Source organism: Micrococcus sp. 2A (genome assembly GCF_039519235.1).
In the GTDB taxonomy this organism is placed as follows: Bacteria; Actinomycetota; Actinomycetes; order Actinomycetales; family Micrococcaceae; genus Micrococcus.
Genome location: NZ_CP154351.1, coordinates 2,225,323 through 2,244,885, shown reverse-complemented (window position 1 = coordinate 2,244,885; position 19,563 = coordinate 2,225,323). Strand labels below are relative to the sequence as shown.

Annotated in this window: 21 protein-coding genes; 6 read left to right on the top strand and 15 right to left on the bottom strand. The window is 72.5% G+C overall.

The genetic code is table 11. The features are described 5' to 3' along the window. Positions 1-3: 3 nt before the first annotated feature. A complete protein-coding gene (locus tag AAG742_RS10325) occupies positions 4-633 on the top strand; it encodes a TetR/AcrR family transcriptional regulator (RefSeq protein ID WP_343282133.1) in 630 nt (209 codons plus the stop codon). A gap of 21 nt (positions 634-654) precedes the next feature. On the opposite strand, the gene AAG742_RS10320 is transcribed toward AAG742_RS10325, so the two are convergent. The 4 genes from AAG742_RS10320 to paaZ form a co-directional block, all read right to left on the bottom strand. After that, positions 655-1,563, bottom strand: coding sequence for a hypothetical protein (locus tag AAG742_RS10320; protein WP_343282132.1), 909 nt, complete (start codon positions 1,561-1,563; stop codon positions 655-657). An 84-nt stretch (positions 1,564-1,647) separates the two neighbouring features. Further along, positions 1,648-2,694: a hypothetical protein gene (locus tag AAG742_RS10315; RefSeq protein ID WP_343282131.1), complete on the bottom strand. Its 1,047-nt coding sequence runs from the start codon at positions 2,692-2,694 to the stop codon at positions 1,648-1,650. Between the two features lie 78 nt (positions 2,695-2,772). Further along, a complete protein-coding gene (locus AAG742_RS10310) occupies positions 2,773-3,705 on the bottom strand; it encodes a 3-hydroxyacyl-CoA dehydrogenase (RefSeq protein WP_343282130.1) in 933 nt (310 codons plus the stop codon). Positions 3,706-3,838: 133 nt separating this feature from the next. Next, a complete protein-coding gene (paaZ, locus tag AAG742_RS10305) occupies positions 3,839-5,977 on the bottom strand; it encodes a phenylacetic acid degradation bifunctional protein PaaZ (RefSeq protein ID WP_343282129.1) in 2,139 nt (712 codons plus the stop codon). A gap of 355 nt (positions 5,978-6,332) precedes the next feature. Here paaZ and AAG742_RS10300 point away from each other — a divergent pair, with 355 nt between their 5' ends. The 3 genes from AAG742_RS10300 (at position 6,333) to AAG742_RS10290 (ending at position 8,995) form a co-directional block, all read left to right on the top strand. Beyond that, complete coding sequence (locus AAG742_RS10300; RefSeq protein WP_298712176.1) at positions 6,333-7,316, top strand: DUF559 domain-containing protein; 984 nt, start codon at positions 6,333-6,335, stop codon at positions 7,314-7,316. 194 nt (positions 7,317-7,510) lie between these two features. Continuing rightward, a complete protein-coding gene (gene panD / locus AAG742_RS10295; protein WP_298712178.1) occupies positions 7,511-7,948 on the top strand; it encodes an aspartate 1-decarboxylase in 438 nt (145 codons plus the stop codon). A 156-nt stretch (positions 7,949-8,104) separates the two neighbouring features. Beyond that, complete coding sequence (locus AAG742_RS10290) at positions 8,105-8,995, top strand: SDR family NAD(P)-dependent oxidoreductase (protein ID WP_298712180.1); 891 nt, start codon at positions 8,105-8,107, stop codon at positions 8,993-8,995. 131 nt (positions 8,996-9,126) lie between these two features. On the opposite strand, the gene AAG742_RS10285 is transcribed toward AAG742_RS10290, so the two are convergent. Beyond that, the gene (locus AAG742_RS10285; RefSeq protein WP_298712182.1) at positions 9,127-9,645 is read right to left on the bottom strand and encodes an SRPBCC family protein; all 519 of its coding nucleotides are present in this window, start codon (positions 9,643-9,645) and stop codon (positions 9,127-9,129) included. A gap of 173 nt (positions 9,646-9,818) precedes the next feature. Between AAG742_RS10285 and AAG742_RS10280 the strand changes: the two genes are divergently transcribed. Continuing rightward, positions 9,819-10,118 (top strand): metalloregulator ArsR/SmtB family transcription factor, encoded by a 300-nt coding sequence (locus tag AAG742_RS10280; protein ID WP_298712184.1) that lies wholly within the window; start codon positions 9,819-9,821, stop codon positions 10,116-10,118. Beyond that, positions 10,105-10,365: a hypothetical protein gene (locus AAG742_RS10275; protein ID WP_298712188.1), complete on the top strand. Its 261-nt coding sequence runs from the start codon at positions 10,105-10,107 to the stop codon at positions 10,363-10,365. Before AAG742_RS10280 ends, AAG742_RS10275 begins: the two co-directional genes overlap by 14 nt. A 120-nt stretch (positions 10,366-10,485) precedes the next feature. Here AAG742_RS10275 and AAG742_RS10270 read toward each other — a convergent pair whose 3' ends face one another. The 10 genes from AAG742_RS10270 to paaB all read right to left on the bottom strand — a co-directional run bounded on the left by AAG742_RS10270 (position 10,486) and on the right by paaB (position 19,561). After that, entirely contained in the window at positions 10,486-11,373 is an 888-nt protein-coding gene (locus tag AAG742_RS10270; RefSeq protein ID WP_343282128.1) for a 3-hydroxyacyl-CoA dehydrogenase family protein, read from the bottom strand. 8 nt (positions 11,374-11,381) lie between these two features. After that, entirely contained in the window at positions 11,382-12,224 is an 843-nt protein-coding gene (locus AAG742_RS10265) for an enoyl-CoA hydratase/isomerase family protein (RefSeq protein ID WP_343282127.1), read from the bottom strand. Positions 12,225-12,226: 2 nt separating this feature from the next. Further along, entirely contained in the window at positions 12,227-13,444 is a 1,218-nt protein-coding gene (locus AAG742_RS10260; protein WP_343282126.1) for an acetyl-CoA C-acyltransferase, read from the bottom strand. Positions 13,445-13,573: 129 nt separating this feature from the next. Further along, positions 13,574-14,194 carry a flavin reductase family protein gene (locus AAG742_RS10255; RefSeq protein ID WP_298712196.1) on the bottom strand — a complete coding sequence of 207 codons (621 nt, stop codon included), beginning with the start codon at positions 14,192-14,194 and terminating at the stop codon, positions 13,574-13,576. Positions 14,195-14,312: 118 nt separating this feature from the next. After that, on the bottom strand, positions 14,313-15,668 hold the full coding sequence (locus AAG742_RS10250) for an MFS transporter (protein WP_343282125.1): 1,356 nt from the start codon (positions 15,666-15,668) through the stop codon (positions 14,313-14,315). Positions 15,669-15,918: 250 nt separating this feature from the next. Continuing rightward, positions 15,919-16,704 carry an enoyl-CoA hydratase-related protein gene (locus AAG742_RS10245; RefSeq protein ID WP_343282124.1) on the bottom strand — a complete coding sequence of 262 codons (786 nt, stop codon included), beginning with the start codon at positions 16,702-16,704 and terminating at the stop codon, positions 15,919-15,921. A 49-nt stretch (positions 16,705-16,753) separates the two neighbouring features. Further along, positions 16,754-17,923, bottom strand: coding sequence for a 1,2-phenylacetyl-CoA epoxidase subunit PaaE (gene paaE / locus AAG742_RS10240; RefSeq protein ID WP_343282123.1), 1,170 nt, complete (start codon positions 17,921-17,923; stop codon positions 16,754-16,756). Next, positions 17,923-18,432: a 1,2-phenylacetyl-CoA epoxidase subunit PaaD gene (gene paaD / locus AAG742_RS10235; RefSeq protein ID WP_343282122.1), complete on the bottom strand. Its 510-nt coding sequence runs from the start codon at positions 18,430-18,432 to the stop codon at positions 17,923-17,925. The genes paaE and paaD overlap by 1 nt, the downstream gene beginning before the upstream one ends. Then, positions 18,429-19,262, bottom strand: coding sequence for a 1,2-phenylacetyl-CoA epoxidase subunit PaaC (gene paaC, locus AAG742_RS10230; protein ID WP_298985248.1), 834 nt, complete (start codon positions 19,260-19,262; stop codon positions 18,429-18,431). Before paaC ends, paaD begins: the two co-directional genes overlap by 4 nt. Continuing rightward, positions 19,259-19,561 carry a 1,2-phenylacetyl-CoA epoxidase subunit PaaB gene (gene paaB, locus AAG742_RS10225; RefSeq protein ID WP_248117358.1) on the bottom strand — a complete coding sequence of 101 codons (303 nt, stop codon included), beginning with the start codon at positions 19,559-19,561 and terminating at the stop codon, positions 19,259-19,261. The genes paaC and paaB overlap by 4 nt, the downstream gene beginning before the upstream one ends. Positions 19,562-19,563 lie beyond the last annotated feature (2 nt).

The window sequence follows — 19,563 nt, the reverse complement described above, 5'->3', positions numbered from 1 at the left end:
ACCGTGACCGACCCCCAGCCCGACGCCGCCGTCGCCGGCCTGCCCCGCCGCGGGCGCCCCGGCTACGACCGCGAGACCCTGCTGGCCGTCTGCGTCGACGTCTTCAACCGCCACGGCTACGAGGCCACCTCCATGGGGATGCTGGCGCAGCACCTGGGCATCTCGAAGTCGGCGATCTACCACCACGTGGAGTCCAAGGAGGCCATCCTCGGGCAGGCGCTCGACGACGCCCTGGGCGCCCTGGAGACCTCGCTCGACGCCGTCCAGGCCGGTCCCGGTGCGCCCGGGGAGAAGGTGGAGGCGGCGGTGCGCGGCACCCTGCGGGTCCTCGTGGCCAGGATGCCCGAGGTCACGCTGCTGCTGCGCCTGCGCGGCAACTCGGACGTGGAGCTGGCCGCGATGGAGCGGCGGCGAGCCATCACCCGGCGGCTCGGCGAGCTCGTGGAGGCCGCTCAGGCCGAGGGGACGGTGCGCTCGGACGTGACACCGCGCAACCTCGCCCGTCTCATGCTCGGCATGATCAACTCGATCGTGGACTGGTACCGGCCGGACGGGGCCCAGCCCGGGCACAAGTCCGTGGAGGAGATGGTGGAGGCCGTCACGGGCGTGGTGCTGGGCGGCCTGCGGGGCTGACCGGCGTCCACGCCCGGGACGTCATGTGCCGTCGAGCGCGGCCTTCACGTTCCTGACGATCGAGGCGGCTCGCCTCTCGGCGTCCGCGGGGGCGTCGCCCTCGGTGGTCCCCTGGCTCACCGAGATGATCCGGCTGCCGTCCTGCACGGCCATGACGTGGCTGTAGACCGAGCCCACGGGCCGTGCGGTGTACGCGGTGCCGCCCTCCCATGCCACATCCTCCAGCTCGCGCACGCCCGTCCCGGGCAGGTCGGCCCCGGCGCAGGCCACGGCGGCCGTGCGGGCCTGCTCCATGTCGGCGCGCGCCGCCGCCTCGTCCGGGAAGGACTCCACCCGCACGCCCATCGGCGTGACCTCCGCCTTGGGAGAGGCCGTCATGGACGGGACGGGGGAGGCGGTCGACGCCCCACCGACGGTGGCCGCCGTGGTGGGCTGGACGATGAAGTCCACCCAGGCGGCGTCCGCGTCCGCCGAGCGCTCCAAGGCGCCGCGCGTGGCGTCCAGGCAGGTGCGCTGCTCCGGGCTCCACGACGGCGCAGGCGAGGCTCCGGCGGCCGCGGTCTGCTCGATGTCCTCCGCGGCCCGGCGGAGCTCGGTCTGGCGCTCGAGCGGCGAGGCCTTGCTCAGGCCGACCTCCGCGCCGGGGCCGGCGGCCAGGAGCACGGCCTGCTTCACGGCCTTGACGTGCTCCGCGTCCAGGGCGGCGGGCATGTCCAGGGAGAGGGCGCGGGAGGAGCCTGAGGGGGTCGCGGACCCGCTCGTCGGGCCCGTGGACGCGGGGGCTGCGCCGGACGAGATGACGCCCGCGGGGGAGGAGGTCGAGGAGGCGCCGGCGTCCCCGTTCCCCGCACATCCGGCGAGGGCGAGGGCGCTCGCGGCGACGACGCCGAGCCGGGACAGGCGGCGGGCGGTGGTGCGAGGAGTCGTCATGACCGAACTGTAGGGCGACCGTGACGGGTCCCACAAGGCCGCCCGCTGAGGGACGCAGGTCGGGCGGAGGCGCGAGGCCGCGGGTCAGGCGGAGGTGCGTGCCTCCGTGGAGGCCGCCCGGCCGGGGACGTCCGCCGCCGTCGCCGTCTCCTGGGCCGGAGGCCACTCGGGAGGGAGCGCGTCGGCCACGTCGAGGAGCCGGCGGGCGGCTGCCTCCTCGAAGTCCTCTCGGGTGAGCGAGCCGGGGTCGCCCGTGTACAGGTACGCCAGCCGGCGGGAGCCCCTCGCCACGTCCAGGGACCACCAGACCTCTCCCTCCTCGAAGGCCAGCCCCGGGTGGGAGGTGGACTCGAAGGTGACGCCGTCCGCCGTGAACGGGCGTTCGTCGGCAGCGCCGAGAGCACCGGTGGCCTTTACGTCGGCACACGCGTGGAACTCCTCGTCCAGGTTCTCCACGTGCCGGCGCAGATCCGCCGCCCGGTCTGTCTCGCTCAACAGGACCGACTCCAGCACGCTGTCCTTGAAGTCCAGCCCGGCGTCGTCGGCGATCATCTCGTCCTCGAGGGTCACCTCGTATTCCCACACCGGGGTGGACAGTTCGTGGTCCGACCGCGCGCGGACGGCGGCGACGCACTCCTCCTCACCCACCACGAGGGAGGCGTCGGAAGGCAGCTCGTCGAGGTCCGCGAGGGTCATCTCCAGGCGGTCCGCGGGCGTCAGGAGATCGGCCGCGGGGAGCCCCACCGCGTCGAACGTCTCCCACAGGGCCTCCGCCCGCCGGTCGATCTCGTCGACGGTGAGGGGGAGGGCGTCGACATACGCCTGCGGATCGGTCTCGTCCAGTGGGCGCGTCGCCGCCGGGGATGTCGAGCCGTTCCCCTCGGACGCGGCGGGCGAGGACGCGCTGGAGGCGGAGCTGTCAGCCCGGGCGGAGGAGGCCGGACTCGCGGTGGCCGTCGTCTCCGTAGGCGTGGGCGGGATCGGCGTGGCGGACCCGTCGGCCGAGGTGGCTCCGGCGGAGGACGACGCGGCGGCCGGGGCGCCGTCGCCCGCGCACCCGGTGAGGGCGAGGGCGACCGCCGCGAGGGTGCAGCCGAGGGCGCGGCGGGAAGAGGGGGTCCGGAGCGTCATGGGGCGACTGTACGACGACGAGCCGCCCGGGCGCGCAGGATGCGCACCGGACGGTCCGGCGTCGTGATGAGGCGGGGATCAGCCCAGCGGCGTGTCCTTGTCGCCCAGGTTCCAGTCCTCGACCGGGCCCAGGTTCTCCCCGTCGGGGCCGTATCGGTAGAACCCCTGGCCGTCGGCCACGCCGCTGTGGCCCTCGGCGATGCTCTTCTCGAGCAGCTCAGCGAAGCCGAGCTGCCAGTCGACGCCCGTGTTGCGGGAGACGTTGGCGGCCACGTGGAAGCCCACGATGTCATAGGTCTGGAACGGGCCGCGCTCGTTGCCGGTGGCCACGCGCCAGGTGCGGTCGATGTCCGCCGGGTTGCCCACTCCGTGCATGTACAGCTTGGAGCCGGCCTGCAGCCACGGGATGAGCAGGGAGTTGAGGAAGTAGCCCGGGATCTCCTTGCGCACGTGCACGGGGACCATGCCGGTCTCCTCGGCGAACTGCAGGGCTCCCGCGACGGCCTCCGGCGAGGTGGCGGCGGTGCCCATGACCTCGGCGGTGTTCTGCGCCCAGATGCGGTTGGCGTAGTGCAGGGCCAGGAAGCGCTCCGGATGGCCGCTGGCGTCGGCGAAGTCCGAGGGCAGCAGGGAGGAGGTGTTCGTGGCGAACAGGGTCGTGGCGGGGGCGAGCTCACCCACCTGGGCCCACACCTTGCGCTTGAGCTCCAGGTTCTCCGGGACGGCCTCGATCACGATGTCCGCGTCCGCCACCGCCTCGGCCAGGTCCGACGTCGGGGTGATGCGGGCGATGGCCTCGTCGAAGCGGGCGGCGTCGTAGCCCTCGCCCAGGTCGGCCTCGTAGCCCTGGCGGATCCACGCCCAGCGCTTGTCGAGGTTCTCGAGTGCGGCGGGGACGGCGTCGTACGCCATGACCTTCTTGCCGTGGTAGGCGGCCTGCATGATGATCTGCGAGCCCAGCACACCGGTGCCCAGCACCGTCACCTGCTCGAAACGAGTGAATTCGGACATGGGATGACCTTCTCTCTCAATGGTCCGTGGGGGACACCAGGCACAACGGAGCGTGCCGCCGCGTTGTTCCCGGCCGCCGCGGCCGGTGCCTCGGGCGGACGGCTCACGCGCGGGGCGTCGGGGGCCTGCCGACTCACGCCCGGGGCGCGGCGTCCTGCTGCTCCACCATCGGCCAGGTCTTGGCGACGAGCGTCAGCACGTCGTACTGCGCGCAGAGCTCGTCGTTCTGGTTGTGCAGGCGGCAGTCCCAGGCGACCTCGCCGTACTCGTCCGTCACACGCGGGGTGATCCTCTTGGCCGTGAGGGTGACGCGGATGGCGTCGTCGTAGGTGACGGGCGTGATGAAGCGCAGGTGCTCCAGGCCGTAGTTGGCGAGCACCGGGCCCGGATCCGGGGCCACGAAGAGGCCGGCGGCCCAGGAGACCAGCAGGTAGCCGTGGGCCACGCGGCGCGGGAAGAACGGGTTGGCCGTGGCGGCCTCCTCGTCCGTGTGCGCGTAGAACCTGTCCCCGGTCTTCTCAGCGAACTCCGTGATCTCCTCGAGGGTCACGGTGCGCAGGCCGGAGGCGAACTGGTCGCCGACCTTCAGCTCCTCGAGCGACTTGTAGAACGGGTGCTTCTTGGCACCGGACTCCACGTCCTCGCGGGTGGCGGTGTCCGCCGCGGCACCCGGGTGCCACACGCCGGTGATGGCGGTGAGGATGTCCGGGGAGCCCTGGATCGCGGTGCGCTGCATGTAGTGCTTGACGGCGCGGATCCCGCCGAGCTCCTCGCCGCCGCCGGCGCGGCCCGGGCCGCCGTGCACGAGCACGGGCACGGGGGCGCCGTGGCCCGTGGTGGTCTTGGCGGTCTGGCGGTTGAGGACGTGCACGCGGCCGTGGTGCGCGCCGATCCCGGCGGCGAACGCGCGGGCGGTCTCGCCGTCGTTCGTGGCCACGGTGGCCACGAGCGAGCCGCGGCCCATCGCGGCCAGCTCGACGGCGTCGGCGACGTCGGCGTAGCCCAGCACCGAGGCGACCGGGCCGAACGCCTCGACGCTGTGCACCTCGGGGGTGCGGGCGTCGGCGAAGGAGAGCACGGTGGGGGCGAAGAACGCGCCGGCCTCGGCGTCCGCGGTGCCCGTGTCCCCGTCAGGACCGCCGAGGCGGACCTGGCCGCCGGCGTCGACGAGGCGCTGCACGGCCTTGCGGACCTCGGACTGCTGCTCCTTGGAGGCGAGCGCGCCCATGGTGGTGCCCTCGCTGCGGGGATCGCCGAGGACCACCTTCGCGGAGAGGCGCTCGGTGAGGGCGGCGGTGACGGCCTCGGCCATGGCGGCGGGGACGATCACGCGGCGGACGGCCGTGCACTTCTGGCCGGCCTTGACCGTCATCTCCTGGAAGACCACCTTGACGAACGCCTCGAACTCCGGGGTGTCCGGGGTGGCGTCCGGTCCGAGGATGGCCGCGTTGAGGGAGTCGGTCTCGCCGGTGAAGCGCACGCCGCCGTCGATCACGTTGGGGTGCTTGCGCAGGGTCTGGGCGGTGTGGGTGGAGCCGGTGAAGGCCACGTGGTCGCGGTAGTCGAGGTGGTCCAGGAGGTCCCGAGCCGAGCCGGCGATGAGCTGGATCGAGCCATCGGGGAGGATGCCGGAGTCCACCATGAGCTCCACGCACTTCTGCGTGACGTAGGCCGTGGGGGTGGCCGGCTTCACGATCGTGGGGACGCCGGCCACGAAGGCGGGGGCGAACTTCTCGAGCATGCCCCACACCGGGAAGTTGAACGCGTTGATCTGCACCGCGACGCCGGGCACGCGCTGGTAGACGTGTTCGCCGATGAACGAGCCGTCCTTGGAGAGCGGCTCGACGTCGCCGTCGATGATCACGTTGGCGTTCGGAAGCTCGCGGCGGCCCTTGCCGGAGAAGGTGAAGAGCGTGCCGATGCCGCCGTCGACGTCGAAGGCGTGGTCGCGCTGCGTGGAGCCCGTCGCGAAGGAGAGGTCGTAGAGCTCCTGGATGCGAGAGTTCAGGTAGAGCGCGAGCTCCTTGAGCTTGAGGGCGCGCTCGTGGATGGTCCGCTCGCCGAGGCTCTTCTGGCCGACGGAGCGGGCGTAGTCGATGGCCGCCGCGGTGTCGAGGCCGTCGGTGGAGACGTCCGTGAGGTGCTCGCCGGTGTTGGCGTCCGCGACGGGCGTGACCGTGGAGGGGTTCTCCGGGGTCCACCAGGCGCCGCGGACGTAGCTGGGCAGGATCTGGGGGAGGGCTGGGGCGGAGGACGGTGCGGTGACGGTCACGTGGGTCTCCTGACGTCGAGGGCGCGGATGGGTCCCGACCGATCGGTCGGTTATTGGGCTCGAGCCTAGCCGAGACGCGCGTCACGCGGGAGGGGGCGGGGGCGCCGTCGTCGTCGTGATGCGGTCGTCGTCGTGACGCGGTGCCGGCGCGGGCGGTTGCCACCCGGGGCGCCGTCGCCGCCCGGGCCGTCGCCGCCCGGGCCGCCGCCGCCCATGCGCCAAGGCAGGCACACGCGCCGCTACGCATATTCGTAGCGGCGCGTGTGCCTGCCTCGCTGAGGGGTGGGTGCGGGCGTTCTCCACAGATCTGCCGTCCCGACGACGACGGGCCCCCTCCGTCGGGCACGCTCAGGGCATGCCCCGCGCCCCCGCCCCGCTGCCGCCCATGCGATGCGGCTTGAGCGACGAAGAGCGCACTCCCACGGTGTTCTCCACTCCGGCGGCGCAGGAGGCGGGGGTGTCGGCCAGCCGCCTGCGGCGCGGCGACCTCGTCTCGCTCGGGTACGGACTGTGGCGGCTGCGCGAGGTGGAGCCTGCGCAGCTGGATCTGCTGCGCGCCCTGCAGGACCTCCACCCGGAGGGGGTGTTCACCCATGCGACGGCGGCGAGGGTGCTCGGGCTGTGGCTGACCGGGCGGCTGGGGGCTGGCGCTGTCATCCATCTCGCGGAGCCCCGGCATCACGGCGGGGGCACGCAGCGCCCGGGCCTGCGGTGCCATCGGCTCCCGCCGGACGCGCCGGTGCGGGTCGTCGACGGCGTCCGCGTGACCACCTCCCCGTGGACGTTCGTGGACCTCGCGAAGGGTGGAGCGCAGCTGGACGCCCTCGTCGCGCTGGGGGACAGCATCGTGAGGGTGGCTCACTCGGAACGCCGCCGTCGTGAGCTGCCGCCCGGCGTGGGCACGCTGGTGGAGCTGAGGGAGGGCGTGGCGAGTCGGCCGCGGGTCAAGGGCATCCGCGCGGCGCGCGAGGCGCTCGACCTCGTCCGCTCGGGATCCGGCTCGCCCCAGGAGAGCCGCCTCCGGGTGGCCGTCGTCCTGGCCGGCGTCGACGAGCCTGAGGTGAATCCGCGCATCGTCCTGTCCACGGGGCAGTGGCTGCGCGTGGACCTGGCCTGGCTCGATGCGAAGGTGATCGTGGAGTACGACGGCGACCAGCACCGCACGGATCAGCGTCAGTGGCGGGAGGACGTCGAGAGGGACGCCAACCTGAGGGCGGACGGGTGGGAGGTGATCCGCGTGACGGCGGACGTCTTCCGGCCGGCGCATCTGGAGACGTTCCTGTGGCAGCTGCGGGGACACCTCGCCCGGCGATCGCCCGTGGGAGGGGGCGCGCGGTGACCACATCCCGGGAGGCAGTCGTACACGCCGCTACCGATTCACGTAGCGGCGTGTACGACTGCCTCCGCGCTTCGCCCCACCGCCCCACTGCCCCGCCCCGTCCGGACGACTCATCGGCCGCCGCGCAGACCCCGCGTAGACTCGTCCCCGTCCCTGGGACACACCCCGCCCCCACCTGGAGAGCTCCTCACCGCATGCTGCGCACCATGTTCCACGCCAAGATCCACCGGGCCACCGTGACCCAGGCGGACCTGCACTACGTGGGGTCCGTGACCGTGGACCAGGACCTCCTCGACGCCGCCCAGATCCTCCCGGGCGAGCTCGTGAGCATCGTGGACGTCACCAACGGCGCCCGCCTCGAGACCTACACGATCGCGGGCGAGCGCGGCTCCGGCGTCATCGGCATCAACGGCGCGGCCGCCCACCTCGTGCACCCCGGCGACATCGTGATCCTCATGGCCTACGCGCAGATGGACGACGCCGAGGCGCGCTCCTTCAAGCCACGCGTCGTCCACGTGGACGAGGCCAACCGCATCAAGGAGCTCGGCTCCGACCCCGCGGAGGCGCTGCTCGACGGCGTCGCGCGTCCCCCGCTCTCCCGTGGCTGGGACGAGGCGCAGGCCGAGCTCTGAGCGGGAGGCTCCGGCCCTCGACGCCGGTCCCTCGCCCGCTGGGCCCCGGCTGTGCATCCCTGACCCGCGGCCCCCTTGCCGCGCGCGGCGGTCTGCGGAAGCGTGGGCGGTGAGGCGCAGGGACACCCCCGGACGCCCCCACCGAAGGAGTGCCCCATGCAGATCACGGACAAGGTCTTCGTCGTTACCGGAGCGGGCAACGGCATCGGACGCGAGGTGACGCTCGAGCTGCTGCGCCGCGGAGGCCGCGTGGCCGGCGTCGATCTGCGCGCCGAGTCCCTCGAGGAGACCGCCCGCCTCGCCGGCGCCCGCGACCGCTTCACCGCCCACCCGCTCGACATCACCGACCACGACGGCGTCGGGGCCCTGCCCGAGCAGGTCCTCGCCGCGCACGGCCAGGTGGACGGCCTGGTCAACGTGGCCGGCATCATCCAGAAGTTCGTGACGTTCAAGGAGCTCGACGAGAAGGAGATGCGTCGGGTGATGGAGGTGAACTTCTGGGGCACCGTGAACACCTGCCACGCGTTCCTGCCGCATCTGCTGGCCCGCCCGGCCGGCAGCGTCGTGAACGTCTCCTCCATGGGCGGCTTCGTCCCTGTGCCCGGCCAGACCCTCTACGGTGCGTCCAAGGCCGCCGTGAAGCTGCTGACCGAGGGCCTCTACGCCGAGCTGCGCGACACGAAGGTGGACGTCTCCGTCGTCTTCCCCGGCGGCGTCTCCACCTCCATCACCGAGAACTCCGGCGTGACGGCTCCCGGTGGCGCGGGCGCACCGCCTGAGCAGGTGGCCACCGAGGCCGCGGCGGGCTCGCCCACCCCGGGTGCGGGAGCCGCGAAGCCCACGGACGGCAAGGGCAAGAAGCAGGCCGAGCCCCAGACCATCACCCCGCAGGAGGCGGCCCGCATCATCGTGGAGAACGCGGTGGAGAAGGGCGCCTACCGCGTCACCGCCGGCAAGGACTCCACCACCATGGACCGCATCTCCCGCCTGTCCCCGAAGCGCGCCACGGACATGATCGCCAAGCAGATGGCGGCCCTGCTCGGCTGACACCCGCCCCACGCACGACGACGGCCCCCCCCTGGTTCGGTGGGGGCCGTCGCCTGGCGCGGGGGGAGGGGCGGGACGAGAGGGTCGACGCCTGCGCGGGGGTTCGAGGGTCCGGTGGACCGGGCGGCGTCTCACCCCGCCGGCAGGGACACCGCACCCAGCGACCGCCGGCCTGCGCGCATCGCCGTCGCATGGCTGGCGCGCATCGCCGCCCGCGCGCCCGGCACCGCGGCGACGGCGCGCATCCACGGGGTGCCCAGGACCACCTCCTGGTGCCACGCCACGGTGCAGCGCGTGCCGGGGCGGACGCCGTCGTCGTGGACCTCGACGCGCACCGTGCCCTCCAGGTCCCCCTCGAGGCGCGCGAGCAGGACGCCGCGCGCGCGGTCGTCCACCACGCGCTCCATGGTCAGGCGCACGGGGACGAAGCCGATCAGGCGGATCCCCGCGCGCTCGCCGACGCCGCCGGGGACGACGTCGCCGCGCGTGCGGTCCGTGACGTCCCACGCGGCCGGGATGGCCGGCCACCACTCGGGGTAGCGCAGCGGGTCGCCCAGCAGGTCCATCGCCTCGGCGGCCGGCAGCGGCACCGACCACGCGTGCGAGAAGATGAAGGGCCGATCACGACGGCGGGCGGGGTGCGGGGGCATGCGTCCTCCGGGGGCGGGTAAGACGGGCAGGACAGGCGGGAGCGGTGCGGGCGGGCCGGGCGGGACAGGCGGGAGCGGGGCGGGCGGGAGCCGGGGCCGAGTCTAGGCGCGGCGACCGCACGGGGCGCGCGACGGGTGCACACATGAAGACCTGTGCAGGTATGCTGAAGAACGTGAACCCCCAGATCGTCCAGGCAGCGGAGCTGTTCAAAGTCCTCGCCTCCCCCGTGCGCGTCGCCGCGCTGGTGCGGATGGCGCAGGCGCCCGCGAGCGTCTCCGCGCTGGCCGACGACGCGGGGGTCACGCACACGCTGATGTCCCAGCATCTGCGCGTCCTCAGGATGAGCGGCCTCGTGCGATCAGAGCTGAACGGCAAGACCCGCACCTACTCGCTCACCGACGACCACGTGTCCCACATCGTGCGGGACGCGGTCCACCACGCAGCCGAGGAGGCTCACCATGACGACCACTGACCACACCACCCACGCCGTCCACCCCGAGCACGACCACGCGCACGGACCGTCCTGCGGCCACGAGCCCGTCGAGCACGGCGACCACGTGGACTACAAGCACGACGGCCACCTGCACCACGTGCACGGCGACCACGTCGAGGAGTGCGACACCTGCTCCTGCACCCACTGCGCGGAGGGCACCGCCTGCTCCTGCGCCACGTGCACCTGCCAGGACTGCACCTGCGCCACCTGCACGCACGCCGCCTGACCTCACCTGACGCGGCCCGCGCCGCGCACGAGGACGGCCCCCACCGAACCGGTGGGGGCCGTCGTCGTCTGCGGGGGCGGGAGCGCCGGGCCAGGCCCGGCCGATCCGCCCCGGCGGCGCTCAGCGGTAGTCGAAGAAGCCCTTGCCGGACTTCCGGCCGAGCTCGCCGCGGGCCACCATGTCCCGCATGAGCTGCGGCGGGGCGAAGCGCTCGCCGAGCTGGGACTCGAGGTACTCGGCGATTCCAAGGCGCACGTCCAGGCCCACGATGTCCGTCAGCGCGAGCGGGCCGACGGGGAACTTGTAGCCGAGCACCATGGCGGCGTCGATGTCCTCGGGGGAGGCCACGCCCTCCTCGACCATGCGGATGGCCTCGAGCGCGATGGCCACGCCGAGGCGCGACGACGCGAAGCCGGGCGCGTCCTTCACCACGACCGGGGTCTTGCCCAGGCCGCGCACCCACGCGGTGGAGAGGGCCGTGAGCTCCTCGCCGGTCTGCTCGCCGATGACGACCTCCACGAGCTTCGAGGCCGGAACCGGGTTGAAGTAGTGCAGGCCGCAGAAGCGCTCGGGGCGCTGCAGGTGGCGGGCGATCTCGTCCACGGACAGCGAGGAGGTGTTCGTGGCGAGCCACGCGTCCTCGGCCAGGTGCTTCTCGACGTCGGTGAGGGCGTCGATCTTGACCTGCATGTCCTCGAAGACGGCCTCCACCACGAGCCCGCAGCGGGCGAAGTCGGCGCGGTCCAGGGAGATCGTGAGGCGCTCGGCCCACACGTCCAGGTTGCCGTCCAGCTGGCCGCGCTCGAGGGACTTCGCGAGGTCCGCCTCGATCCGCTCCTTGGCTGCCTCGGCCGACTGCGCGTCGCGCTCCACCACGATCACCTCGGCGGCACCGGAGGTGAGGAAGGCGTGGGCGATGCCGCCGCCCATGCGGCCGCCGCCGAGGACGCCGACGACGTCGGGCACGGACGCGCGGGAGGTGTCAGGGGTGTTCTGGGTCTCGGTCATGGAAGTCCTCACTTCTTCTTGCGGTCCAGGAACGCCTGCATGCGCTCGAACTTGGCCTCGGACTCGAACAGGATGGCCTGCGCGATCTCGTCCACGTGGGGGTGGGCCTCGCGGGGCAGGTGGAACACGCGCTTGGACAGGCGCACCGCCAGGGGGTCCTGCTGCGCGATGCGGTCCGCCAGGGCGTGGGCGGCGTCCTCCAGGTGGTCCGGCTCGTGCAGCTCGGTGACGAGCGTGAGGTCCAGGGCCTCCTGGGCGTCCAGGATGCGGCCGGCCAGCAGCAGCTCGAGGGCCACCGGCTCGCCGACGAGCTCCTTGAGGCGCCACTGCGCGCCCGCGGCAGCCGTGATGCCGAGGCCGGTCTCCGGCTGGCCCATCTTCAGGGAGGGCGTGGCGATGCGGAAGTCCGCCGCGTACGCGAGCTCGGCGCCGCCGCCCAGGGCGAAGCCGTCGATCGCGGCGATGACGGGCATCGGCAGGCGGTGGATGCGGTCGAACACCTGCGAGTTCACGCCGCGCAGGGCGTCGTTGCGGCGCCGCTCGCGCAGCTGGCCGATGTCCGCGCCGGACGCGAAGATGCCCGAGAACGTGCCGGGGGCCTTCTTCGACTCCACCTGCGTGCCCGAGATGATGAGGATCTTGGGGTTCTGCTCGAGGTGTGCGCACACCGCGTGGAACTCGTCCACCATGGTCGCGTCGATCGCGTTGCGCACCGCGGGGCGGTCCATGCGCGCGTGGAGCCGGTCCTCGCGCTCCTCGATCCGCAGGGCGGTGAAGTCCGCCGCGGCCAGGCGCGGGCCCACGACGTCGGGATCCGCTTCGGCCTGAGGGGTCTCGCGGGTCTCGGCCATGCTCACACCTTCTCCACGAGCATCGCGGAGCCCTGGCCCACGCCCACGCACATCGTGGCCAGGCCCCTGTCCGCGCCCTCGCGCTCCATCCGACCGAGCAGCGTGACCACGAGGCGCGACCCCGAGGAGCCCAGCGGATGGCCCAGGGCGATCGCGCCGCCGTCGGCGTTGACGGTCTCCGGGTCCAGGCCGAGGCGACGCATCGAGGCCAGGGACTGGGTGGCGAAGGCCTCGTTGAGCTCGACGGCGCCCAGATCCGCCACGGACCAGCCGGAGCGCTCGAGGGCCTTCTCGGTGGCCGGGACGGGGCCCAGGCCCATGATCTCGGGAGCCAGGCCCGCCGAGGTGGACTCCACGACGCGGGCCCGCGGGGTCAGGCCGTACTTCTGGGCGGCCCGCTCGGAGACGACGAGGATCGCGGAGGCGCCGTCGTTCAGGGAGGAGGAGTTGCCGGCAGTGACGACGCCCCCGGGCTTGATGATGGGACGCAGGCCGGCGAGGACCTCGGGGGTGGAGCCGGGGCGGGGGCCCTCGTCCGTGTCGACGACCGTCCCGGCGCCCTTGCGGCCCTTCACCGTCACGGGGACGATCTCGGGCGCCAGGCGGCCGGCCTCGATCGCGGCGAGCGCCTTCTCGTGGGACCGGGCGGCGAAGGCGTCCGCGTCCTCGCGGGTGATGCCGTCCACCTCGGCGACCTCCTCGGCGGTCTCCGGCATGGAGAACACGAACTTGTCCCCGAACTCGCCTGAGGCGAAGCGCGGGTTCACGAAGCGCCAGCCGATCGAGGTGTCGAACGCCGCGCCGGGCTTGGCGAACGCGGTGGTCGGCTTCTCCATGACCCAGGGGGCTCGGGACATGGACTCCACGCCGCCGGCCACGACGACGTCGGCCATGCCGGAGCGCACCATGGCGGTGGCGATGCCGATGGCAGACATGCCCGAGGCGCAGAGGCGGTTCACGGTGATGCCCGGGACGGTGTCCGGGAAGCCGGCCAGCAGCCAGGCCATGCGGGCGACGTTGCGGTTCTCCTCGCCGGCGCCGTTCGCGTTGCCGAGGATGACCTCGTCCACCACGGCCGGGTCGATGCCGGCGTCCTCGATCACGGCCTTGATGGTCAGCGCGGCCAGGTCGTCCGGGCGCACGGAGGAGAGGGCGCCGCCGTAGCGGCCGACCGGGGTGCGGCGACCTCCGACGAGCAGGGCCTGGGAAGGGGTGGACATGCGGGGTCTCCTTGCGTTGCGGGCGTGCACGTCGACGGATGGCGGCGACGCGGCGCGCCGAATTACCGACCGTGCGTTCAGGATTCAGTATCCCGGCCCGGTGTGACGGGGGTCAACCAGGGGGCGTCGTCAGCTGGCCTGGGGCCGTTGCAGGGAGAAGACCTCGCCGAGGGAGCCCCACTCGTCCCGGCCGAGCCGGGTCACGGGGTCGAGGAGGTGGGCGTCGGGGAGCCGATGCCCGTGCTCGTCCTCCACGAGGACGTCTTCGGCGACGGCCACGTGGACCACGCGGCCGAACACGGTGAAGCCGTCGCCGGCCGGGACGACCTGCTCCCGCACGCACTCGAACACCCCCGGCGCGCCGGCCACGCGCGGCGGCGCGACGGCGGCGCTGGGCTCCTTCTCCAGTCCGATCACGGCGAACTCGTCCACCTCAGGGTCGTAGGGCGCCGAGGTCCCGTTGGCCGCCTCGGCCTGGGCGCGGCTGACGAGCGAGACGGTGAACTCGCCCGTGGCGTCGATGTTGGCCAGCGTGTCCTTGCGGCCGGTGGAGGCGAACACGAGGATCGGCGGGACGTTGGAGACCATCGTGAAGAAGGAGTGGGGCGCGAGGTTGTCCACACCGTCCGCGGAGCGGGTGCCCACCCAGGCGATGGGCCGGGGGATCAGCAGGGACTTCGTGAGGCGTGGGATGCCCGCCGGAGCCATCTCGGCGATGGGGAACTCGGCACGGGGTCGGGGCGTCGTCATGCCCCCAGTATCGTCCTCGCGCCCGCCTTCCCGGCCCCGGGCGCGACGGCGCCCCCTCCCGCGAAGGAGGGGGCGCCGTCGTCGTGCGTGGCGGGCGAAGCCCGTCAGCGGAGGCTGATCAGGTGGGGACCACGGGGGTGGAGCGGGTGGCCAGCACGGCCTCGTCGTGCAGCTCGCGGTCCTGGATGCCCTTGGGCACCAGGAGGACGGCGATCAGGGAGATCGCGGAGATGCCCACGATGTACCAGGCGACGTACTCCCAGCCGTTCTTGACGAGGAGATCGGCGATCAGCGGGGCGAAGGCGCCGCCGATGATGGTGCCGAGGGCGTATCCGATGGAGACGCCCGAGAAGCGGACGCGAGCCGGGAACATCTCGGCGTACATGGCGGACTGCGGGCCGTACGAGGGGCCGAGGCCCATCGTCAGCACGAAGAGCGCCAGGGCGAAGAGCGGCAGGGAGGCCGTGTTCAGCAGGCTGAACATAGGGAACGCCCAGGCGATCAGGATGGCGTAGCCGATGACGAAGGTGGTCTTGCGGCCGATCTTGTCGGAGATCCAGCCGCCGAACAGGGTGAAGATGAACCAGCCGAGGCCGCCCACGAGGCTCGCGGTCAGCACCTCGGCGGAGGTCATGCCGAGGCCCTTGGGGCCGCCGTACTTGGAGAACCAGGCGATCAGCAGGTAGCCCACGCCGTTGTTGGCCGCGAAGATCACGGCAGCGAGGAGGACCTCCTTGGTGTGGCCGCGGAACAGTTCGCCCAGGGGGGCGGACTCCTTGGCCTTGAGCTGCTGCATCTCCTTGAAGACCGGGGACTCCTCCACGGCCTTGCGGATGAAGTAGCCGACCACGATCAGGATGATCGAGATCAGGAAGGGGATGCGCCAGCCCCAGGTGAGGAAGGCCTCCTCGGTCATGTTGGAGCGCACCAAGAAGAGCACGCCGGTCGCCAGGATCATGCCGAGCGGCACGCCGACCTGGGGGGCCGCGCCGAAGAGGCCGCGCTTGCCCTTGGGGGCATGCTCGACGGCCAGGAGGGCCGCGCCGCCCCACTCGCCGCCGGCCGAGAAGCCCTGGAGGAGGCGCAGCAGCACGAGAAGGATGGGGGCCCACACGCCGATCTGGGCGTAGGTGGGCAGGACGCCGATGAGCGTGGTGGCCACGCCCATGCCGATCAGGGTGAAGGACAGGACGATCTTGCGACCGAACTTGTCGCCGAGGTGGCCCGCGATGATGGCGCCGAGGGGGCGCACGAGGAACGAGATGCCGAGGGTGACCCAGGCGGCGATCTGCGAGCCGGTCGAGCCCATCGGGGCGAAGAACAGGGTGGCGAAGACCAGTGCGGTGGCCTGGGCGAAGATGAAGAAGTCGTACCACTCGATGGTGGTGCCGACGAGGGTGCCCGCGAGGACCTTGCGCTCCTCGCGGGGGTCGCGGGCGGCCGGGGCGGCTGGGGAGGCGACGGTATGGCTCATGGGTGCTCCTGGGGTGAGGGGCTGCGGCCTGCGGTGCGAGACGGCGAGAGACGCATGTGCCCGACCGTTCGGTCGGGAAGTGACACAGGTCACCGTATACGATGTGGTGTGACTCGCGCCACGCCCTCGAGGGATGTCGTGATTGTGACGTCCCCCACGGCCCGCTCGACGGCGCCACCCGCCCCCTCTCGCGGAGGGGGCCGGCGGCGTCGTGGTCTGGGTGTCGCGGGGGCCTTGGAGGACGGAGGGCTCAGCCGCGGCCGGTGAACTCCGGCTTGCGCTTCTCCTGGAAGGCCTCGAAGCCCTCCGCGTAGTCGGCGGTGCCGCACAGGTCGCCCTGCGCCACGTTCTCCGCGTCGAGGGACTCCCACAGGCCGACGCGCTCGTCACGGATCTGGCGGACCAACTCCTTCGACGCGCGGAAGGCCAGCGTCGCGCCGGAGGCCACCTGGGCGGCCTTGGCACGGGTGAACTCCAGCAGCTCCTCGGCCGGGACCGCGCGGGAGAACAGGCCCGCCTGCACGGCCTCGGCCCCCGAGATCAGCTCGGCGGTGTAGATGAGGTCGAGCGTGCGGTGCGCGCCCAGGCGCTCGGTGAACAGCCAGTGGCCACCCGAGTCCAGGGTGGCGCCGAGGTTGGCGAACGGCGAGCCGATCTTGGCGTTCTCGGCCACGTAGACCACGTCGGTGGCGATCGCGAGGCCGAGTCCCACGCCGAGGCACGCGCCCTGCACGGCCGCGAACGTCGGCACCGGGATCTCCGACATCGTCCGCAGCACGGGGGTGACCCTGTCCCGCAGGTACGCGGTGGCGTCGTCGTCGGCGGGCGTGACGTGGGAGATGTCCCGGCCCGCGCAGAACCCGCGCCCCTCGCCGCGCAGCAGCACGGCGCGGACCTCGCCGGTCTCGACGCCGGCCGCGGCCTCCGCATAGGCCTCGCCGAGCTCGGCCAGGGCGGCCTCGTCGAGGGCGTTCATCTTCTGGGGCGCGTCGAGGACGATCTCGGCGACGCCGTCGGCGATGCTCAGCTGGATCACGGGGGCTCCTTCGGGCGGCTCGGTCTGGCTCAGGCGGGGCGGGCGCGGATCAGGCGTCGAAGTCGACGGTGATGGCGTTCGAGGTGGGGCGGGTCTGGCACGTGAGGACGTAGCCGGCGTCGACCTCGTCCCTCTCGAGGGCGTAGTTCTCGCCCATCTCGTACGTGCCGTCGGTGACCTTGGCGCGGCAGGTGCCGCACACGCCGCCGGCGCACGCGAACGGGACGTCCGAGCGCACGCGCAGGGCGGCGTTCAGGATCGTCTCGTGCGCAGAGGCCGGGGACTCCACCTTGGCGGTGAGGCCGTCGAGGTTGAACTCGATGGTGACGTTCTTGCCCGAGGGGTCCACCTCGACCACGCGGCCGGACTGGCCCTGCGGGTTCTCCGGCTTGCCGGTGGTGAACAGCTCGAAGCGGATGTCGTCCTCGGACACGCCGCGCTTCGCGAGCGTGTCGCGCATGAGCTGCACGAGCTCGAACGGCCCGCAGAGGAACCACTCGTCGGTGCCGTCCACGTCGATCACCTGGTTGAGCAGGGTCTCGAGCTTCTCGGCGTCGATGCGGCCGGAGAGCAGCGGGGAGACGCGCTGCTCGCGGGAGAGCACGTGGTGCACGGAGAAGCGGGCGGGGTACTTGTCCTTGAGGTCGCCGAGCTCCTCGGCGAACATCACGTCCATGGCCGAGCGGTTCGCGTAGACCAGGTCGAAGCGCGAGGTCTCCGATGCGGCCAGCACGGCCTTCGCGATCGCCATGATGGGCGTGATGCCCGAGCCCGCGGCGAACGCCACGAGGTGGGCATTGCCCTTCTTGGCCACCTGCTCCGCGGCCACCTTCTCGGCGTCGTTGAGCGAGGTGATGTGCGAGCGCGAGGTGAACGCGCCCTGCGGGTTCATCACGTCGATCTTCTCGCCCACCTGCAGCTGCTCGTTCGCCCAGGTGGAGAACCGGCCGCCGAAGTCCTTCTTCACGGCCACGCGGATCTCGCCGCGCGTCGGGACGGCGCAGATGGAGTACGAGCGGCGGACCTCCTGCCCCTCCAGCTCCTTGCGCAGGGCGACGTACTGGCCCGGCACGTAGTCGTAGTCGTCCGCGAGCTCCTCGGGCACCGTGAAGGTGACCTCCACGGAGTCCTCGGTGAGCCTGCGCAGCTCGGTCACCTCGAGGGTGTTGAAGGCGGCGCGGCGCTTGCCGGCGGCGGGGGCGGCGGTGGTCTCGGTCATCAGTGCACCTTGAAGTAGTCGAAGGGCTCGAGGCACTCGTTGCAGGTGTACAGCGCCTTGCACGAGGTGGAGCCGAAGCGGGTGATCTCGCGGGTGTTCAGGGAGTGGCAGCGGGGGCACTTGACGGTCAGCCCGATCCGCACGGGGCCGCCGTCGGCGCGCGCCGACGGCGGGGCGATCCCGTACTCGTTGAGCTTGGCCTTGCCCTCGTCCGTCATCCAGTCCGTGGTCCACGCCGGCTGGAGGACCAGCCGCACCTCCGCGTCCGCGAACCCGGCGCGGGTGAGCGCGCGGGTCACGTCCGTGGAGATGGTCTCCATCGCGGGGCAGCCGGAGTACGTGGGGGTGATGACGACGACGGCCTTCTCGCCCTCCGCGTGCGCGTCCCGGAGGATCCCCAGGTCCGCGATGGACAGCACGGGGATCTCCGGGTCGTGCACGGTGGAGGCCGCGTCCCAGACCCGCGCGTCGGCGGGGTCGGCGGGGCGCAGCTCGCTGGCGGTGGTCACCAGGTGGCCCCCGGGTGACGGCGGGCCAGGGACTGCATCTCGGCCAGGATGTAGCCGCGGTGCTCGCTCATCTCACCGGAGCGGTCGCCGCCGCGGGCGGTGCCCGTCGCGGGGACCTGCAGGCCGGCCGCCGTGATGGCGGACGTCAGGCGGGACATCGTCGGCTCCTCGAGGGAGGAGGGGAGCACCGCGACGCCCTCCTCCGCGAGCGAGCGGGTGAGGTCGTCGTCGTGGAAGAGCTCGGGCACGTAGGGCCACAGCTCGTCCAGGCCGCGCTGCATGCGGCGCGCCGACTCCTCGGTGCCGAGGCCCAGGCGGTTGAGCCACTCGGCGGCGTGGTCCTGGTGGTACAGGACCTCCTTGAGCGCCTTGTCCGCGATGGCGGCCAGGGTGGCGTCCGTGGACTCCTTCAGGCGCGAGTAGAGCTCGTACGCGTAGAAGGAGAAGTACAGCTGACGCGCGATGGTCTTGGCGAAGTCGCCGTTCTCGGCCTCCACGAGGCGGACGGAGCGGAACTCCTCCTCGTCGCGGAAGTAGGCCAGGTCGTCCTCGCTCTTCCCCCACGCCGTGCCGGCGTAGGAGAGGAGGAAGCGGGCATGGCCGACGAGGTCCAGGGCGATGTTGCCGAGGGCGATGTCCTCCTCGAGCTCCGGGGCGCGGGAGATCCACCAGGAGAGGCGCTGGCCGAGCATGAGCGAGTCGTCGCCCAGGTACACGGCGTAGCGGGCCACCTCGTCCGAGGCCTTCTGCTCACCGGAGGAGATCTCCTCCGCGGTGATGGCGACGCCGGCGGAGTGCTTCGTGGCGGAGTCGTTGGTCGCGAAGCTCACAGGTGGGGCACCCCCTCGGACTTCTGGTAGTAGGTGGCGTGGCGGTAGGACTTGCCCTGGGCGGACTCGAAGAAGCCGCCCTTGGAGTCCGGGTCCGAGGCCGCGATCGCGTCCGCGGGGACGACCCACACGGAGGTGCCCTCGTTGCGGCGCGTGTAGAGGTCACGGCCGTTGCGCAGCGCCATGGTGGCATCCGGGGCGTGCAGCGAGCCCGCGTGCACGTGGGAGAGGCCGCGGTTCGCGCGGACGAAGACCTCCCAGAGGGGCCACTCGTTCGAGGCGGAGGTGTTCTCGGTCATGG

Bases quoted from the DNA above. Each gene is read 5' to 3' on its own strand.
- AAG742_RS10320 (WP_343282132.1), bottom strand. From the start codon at position 1,563: ATGACGACTCCTCGCACCACCGCCCGCCGCCTGTCCCGGCTCGGCGTC.
- AAG742_RS10315 (WP_343282131.1), bottom strand. From the start codon at position 2,694: ATGACGCTCCGGACCCCCTCTTCCCGCCGCGCCCTCGGCTGCACCCTC.
- AAG742_RS10310 (WP_343282130.1), bottom strand. From the start codon at position 3,705: ATGTCCGAATTCACTCGTTTCGAGCAGGTGACGGTGCTGGGCACCGGT.
- AAG742_RS10300 (WP_298712176.1), top strand. From the start codon at position 6,333: ATGCCCCGCGCCCCCGCCCCGCTGCCGCCCATGCGATGCGGCTTGAGC.
- panD (WP_298712178.1), top strand. From the start codon at position 7,511: ATGCTGCGCACCATGTTCCACGCCAAGATCCACCGGGCCACCGTGACC.
- AAG742_RS10290 (WP_298712180.1), top strand. From the start codon at position 8,105: ATGCAGATCACGGACAAGGTCTTCGTCGTTACCGGAGCGGGCAACGGC.
- AAG742_RS10285 (WP_298712182.1), bottom strand. From the start codon at position 9,645: ATGCCCCCGCACCCCGCCCGCCGTCGTGATCGGCCCTTCATCTTCTCG.
- AAG742_RS10275 (WP_298712188.1), top strand. From the start codon at position 10,105: ATGACGACCACTGACCACACCACCCACGCCGTCCACCCCGAGCACGAC.
- AAG742_RS10270 (WP_343282128.1), bottom strand. From the start codon at position 11,373: ATGACCGAGACCCAGAACACCCCTGACACCTCCCGCGCGTCCGTGCCC.
- AAG742_RS10265 (WP_343282127.1), bottom strand. From the start codon at position 12,224: ATGGCCGAGACCCGCGAGACCCCTCAGGCCGAAGCGGATCCCGACGTC.
- AAG742_RS10260 (WP_343282126.1), bottom strand. From the start codon at position 13,444: ATGTCCACCCCTTCCCAGGCCCTGCTCGTCGGAGGTCGCCGCACCCCG.
- AAG742_RS10255 (WP_298712196.1), bottom strand. From the start codon at position 14,194: ATGACGACGCCCCGACCCCGTGCCGAGTTCCCCATCGCCGAGATGGCT.
- AAG742_RS10250 (WP_343282125.1), bottom strand. From the start codon at position 15,668: ATGAGCCATACCGTCGCCTCCCCAGCCGCCCCGGCCGCCCGCGACCCC.
- paaE (WP_343282123.1), bottom strand. From the start codon at position 17,923: ATGACCGAGACCACCGCCGCCCCCGCCGCCGGCAAGCGCCGCGCCGCC.
- paaB (WP_248117358.1), bottom strand. From the start codon at position 19,561: ATGACCGAGAACACCTCCGCCTCGAACGAGTGGCCCCTCTGGGAGGTC.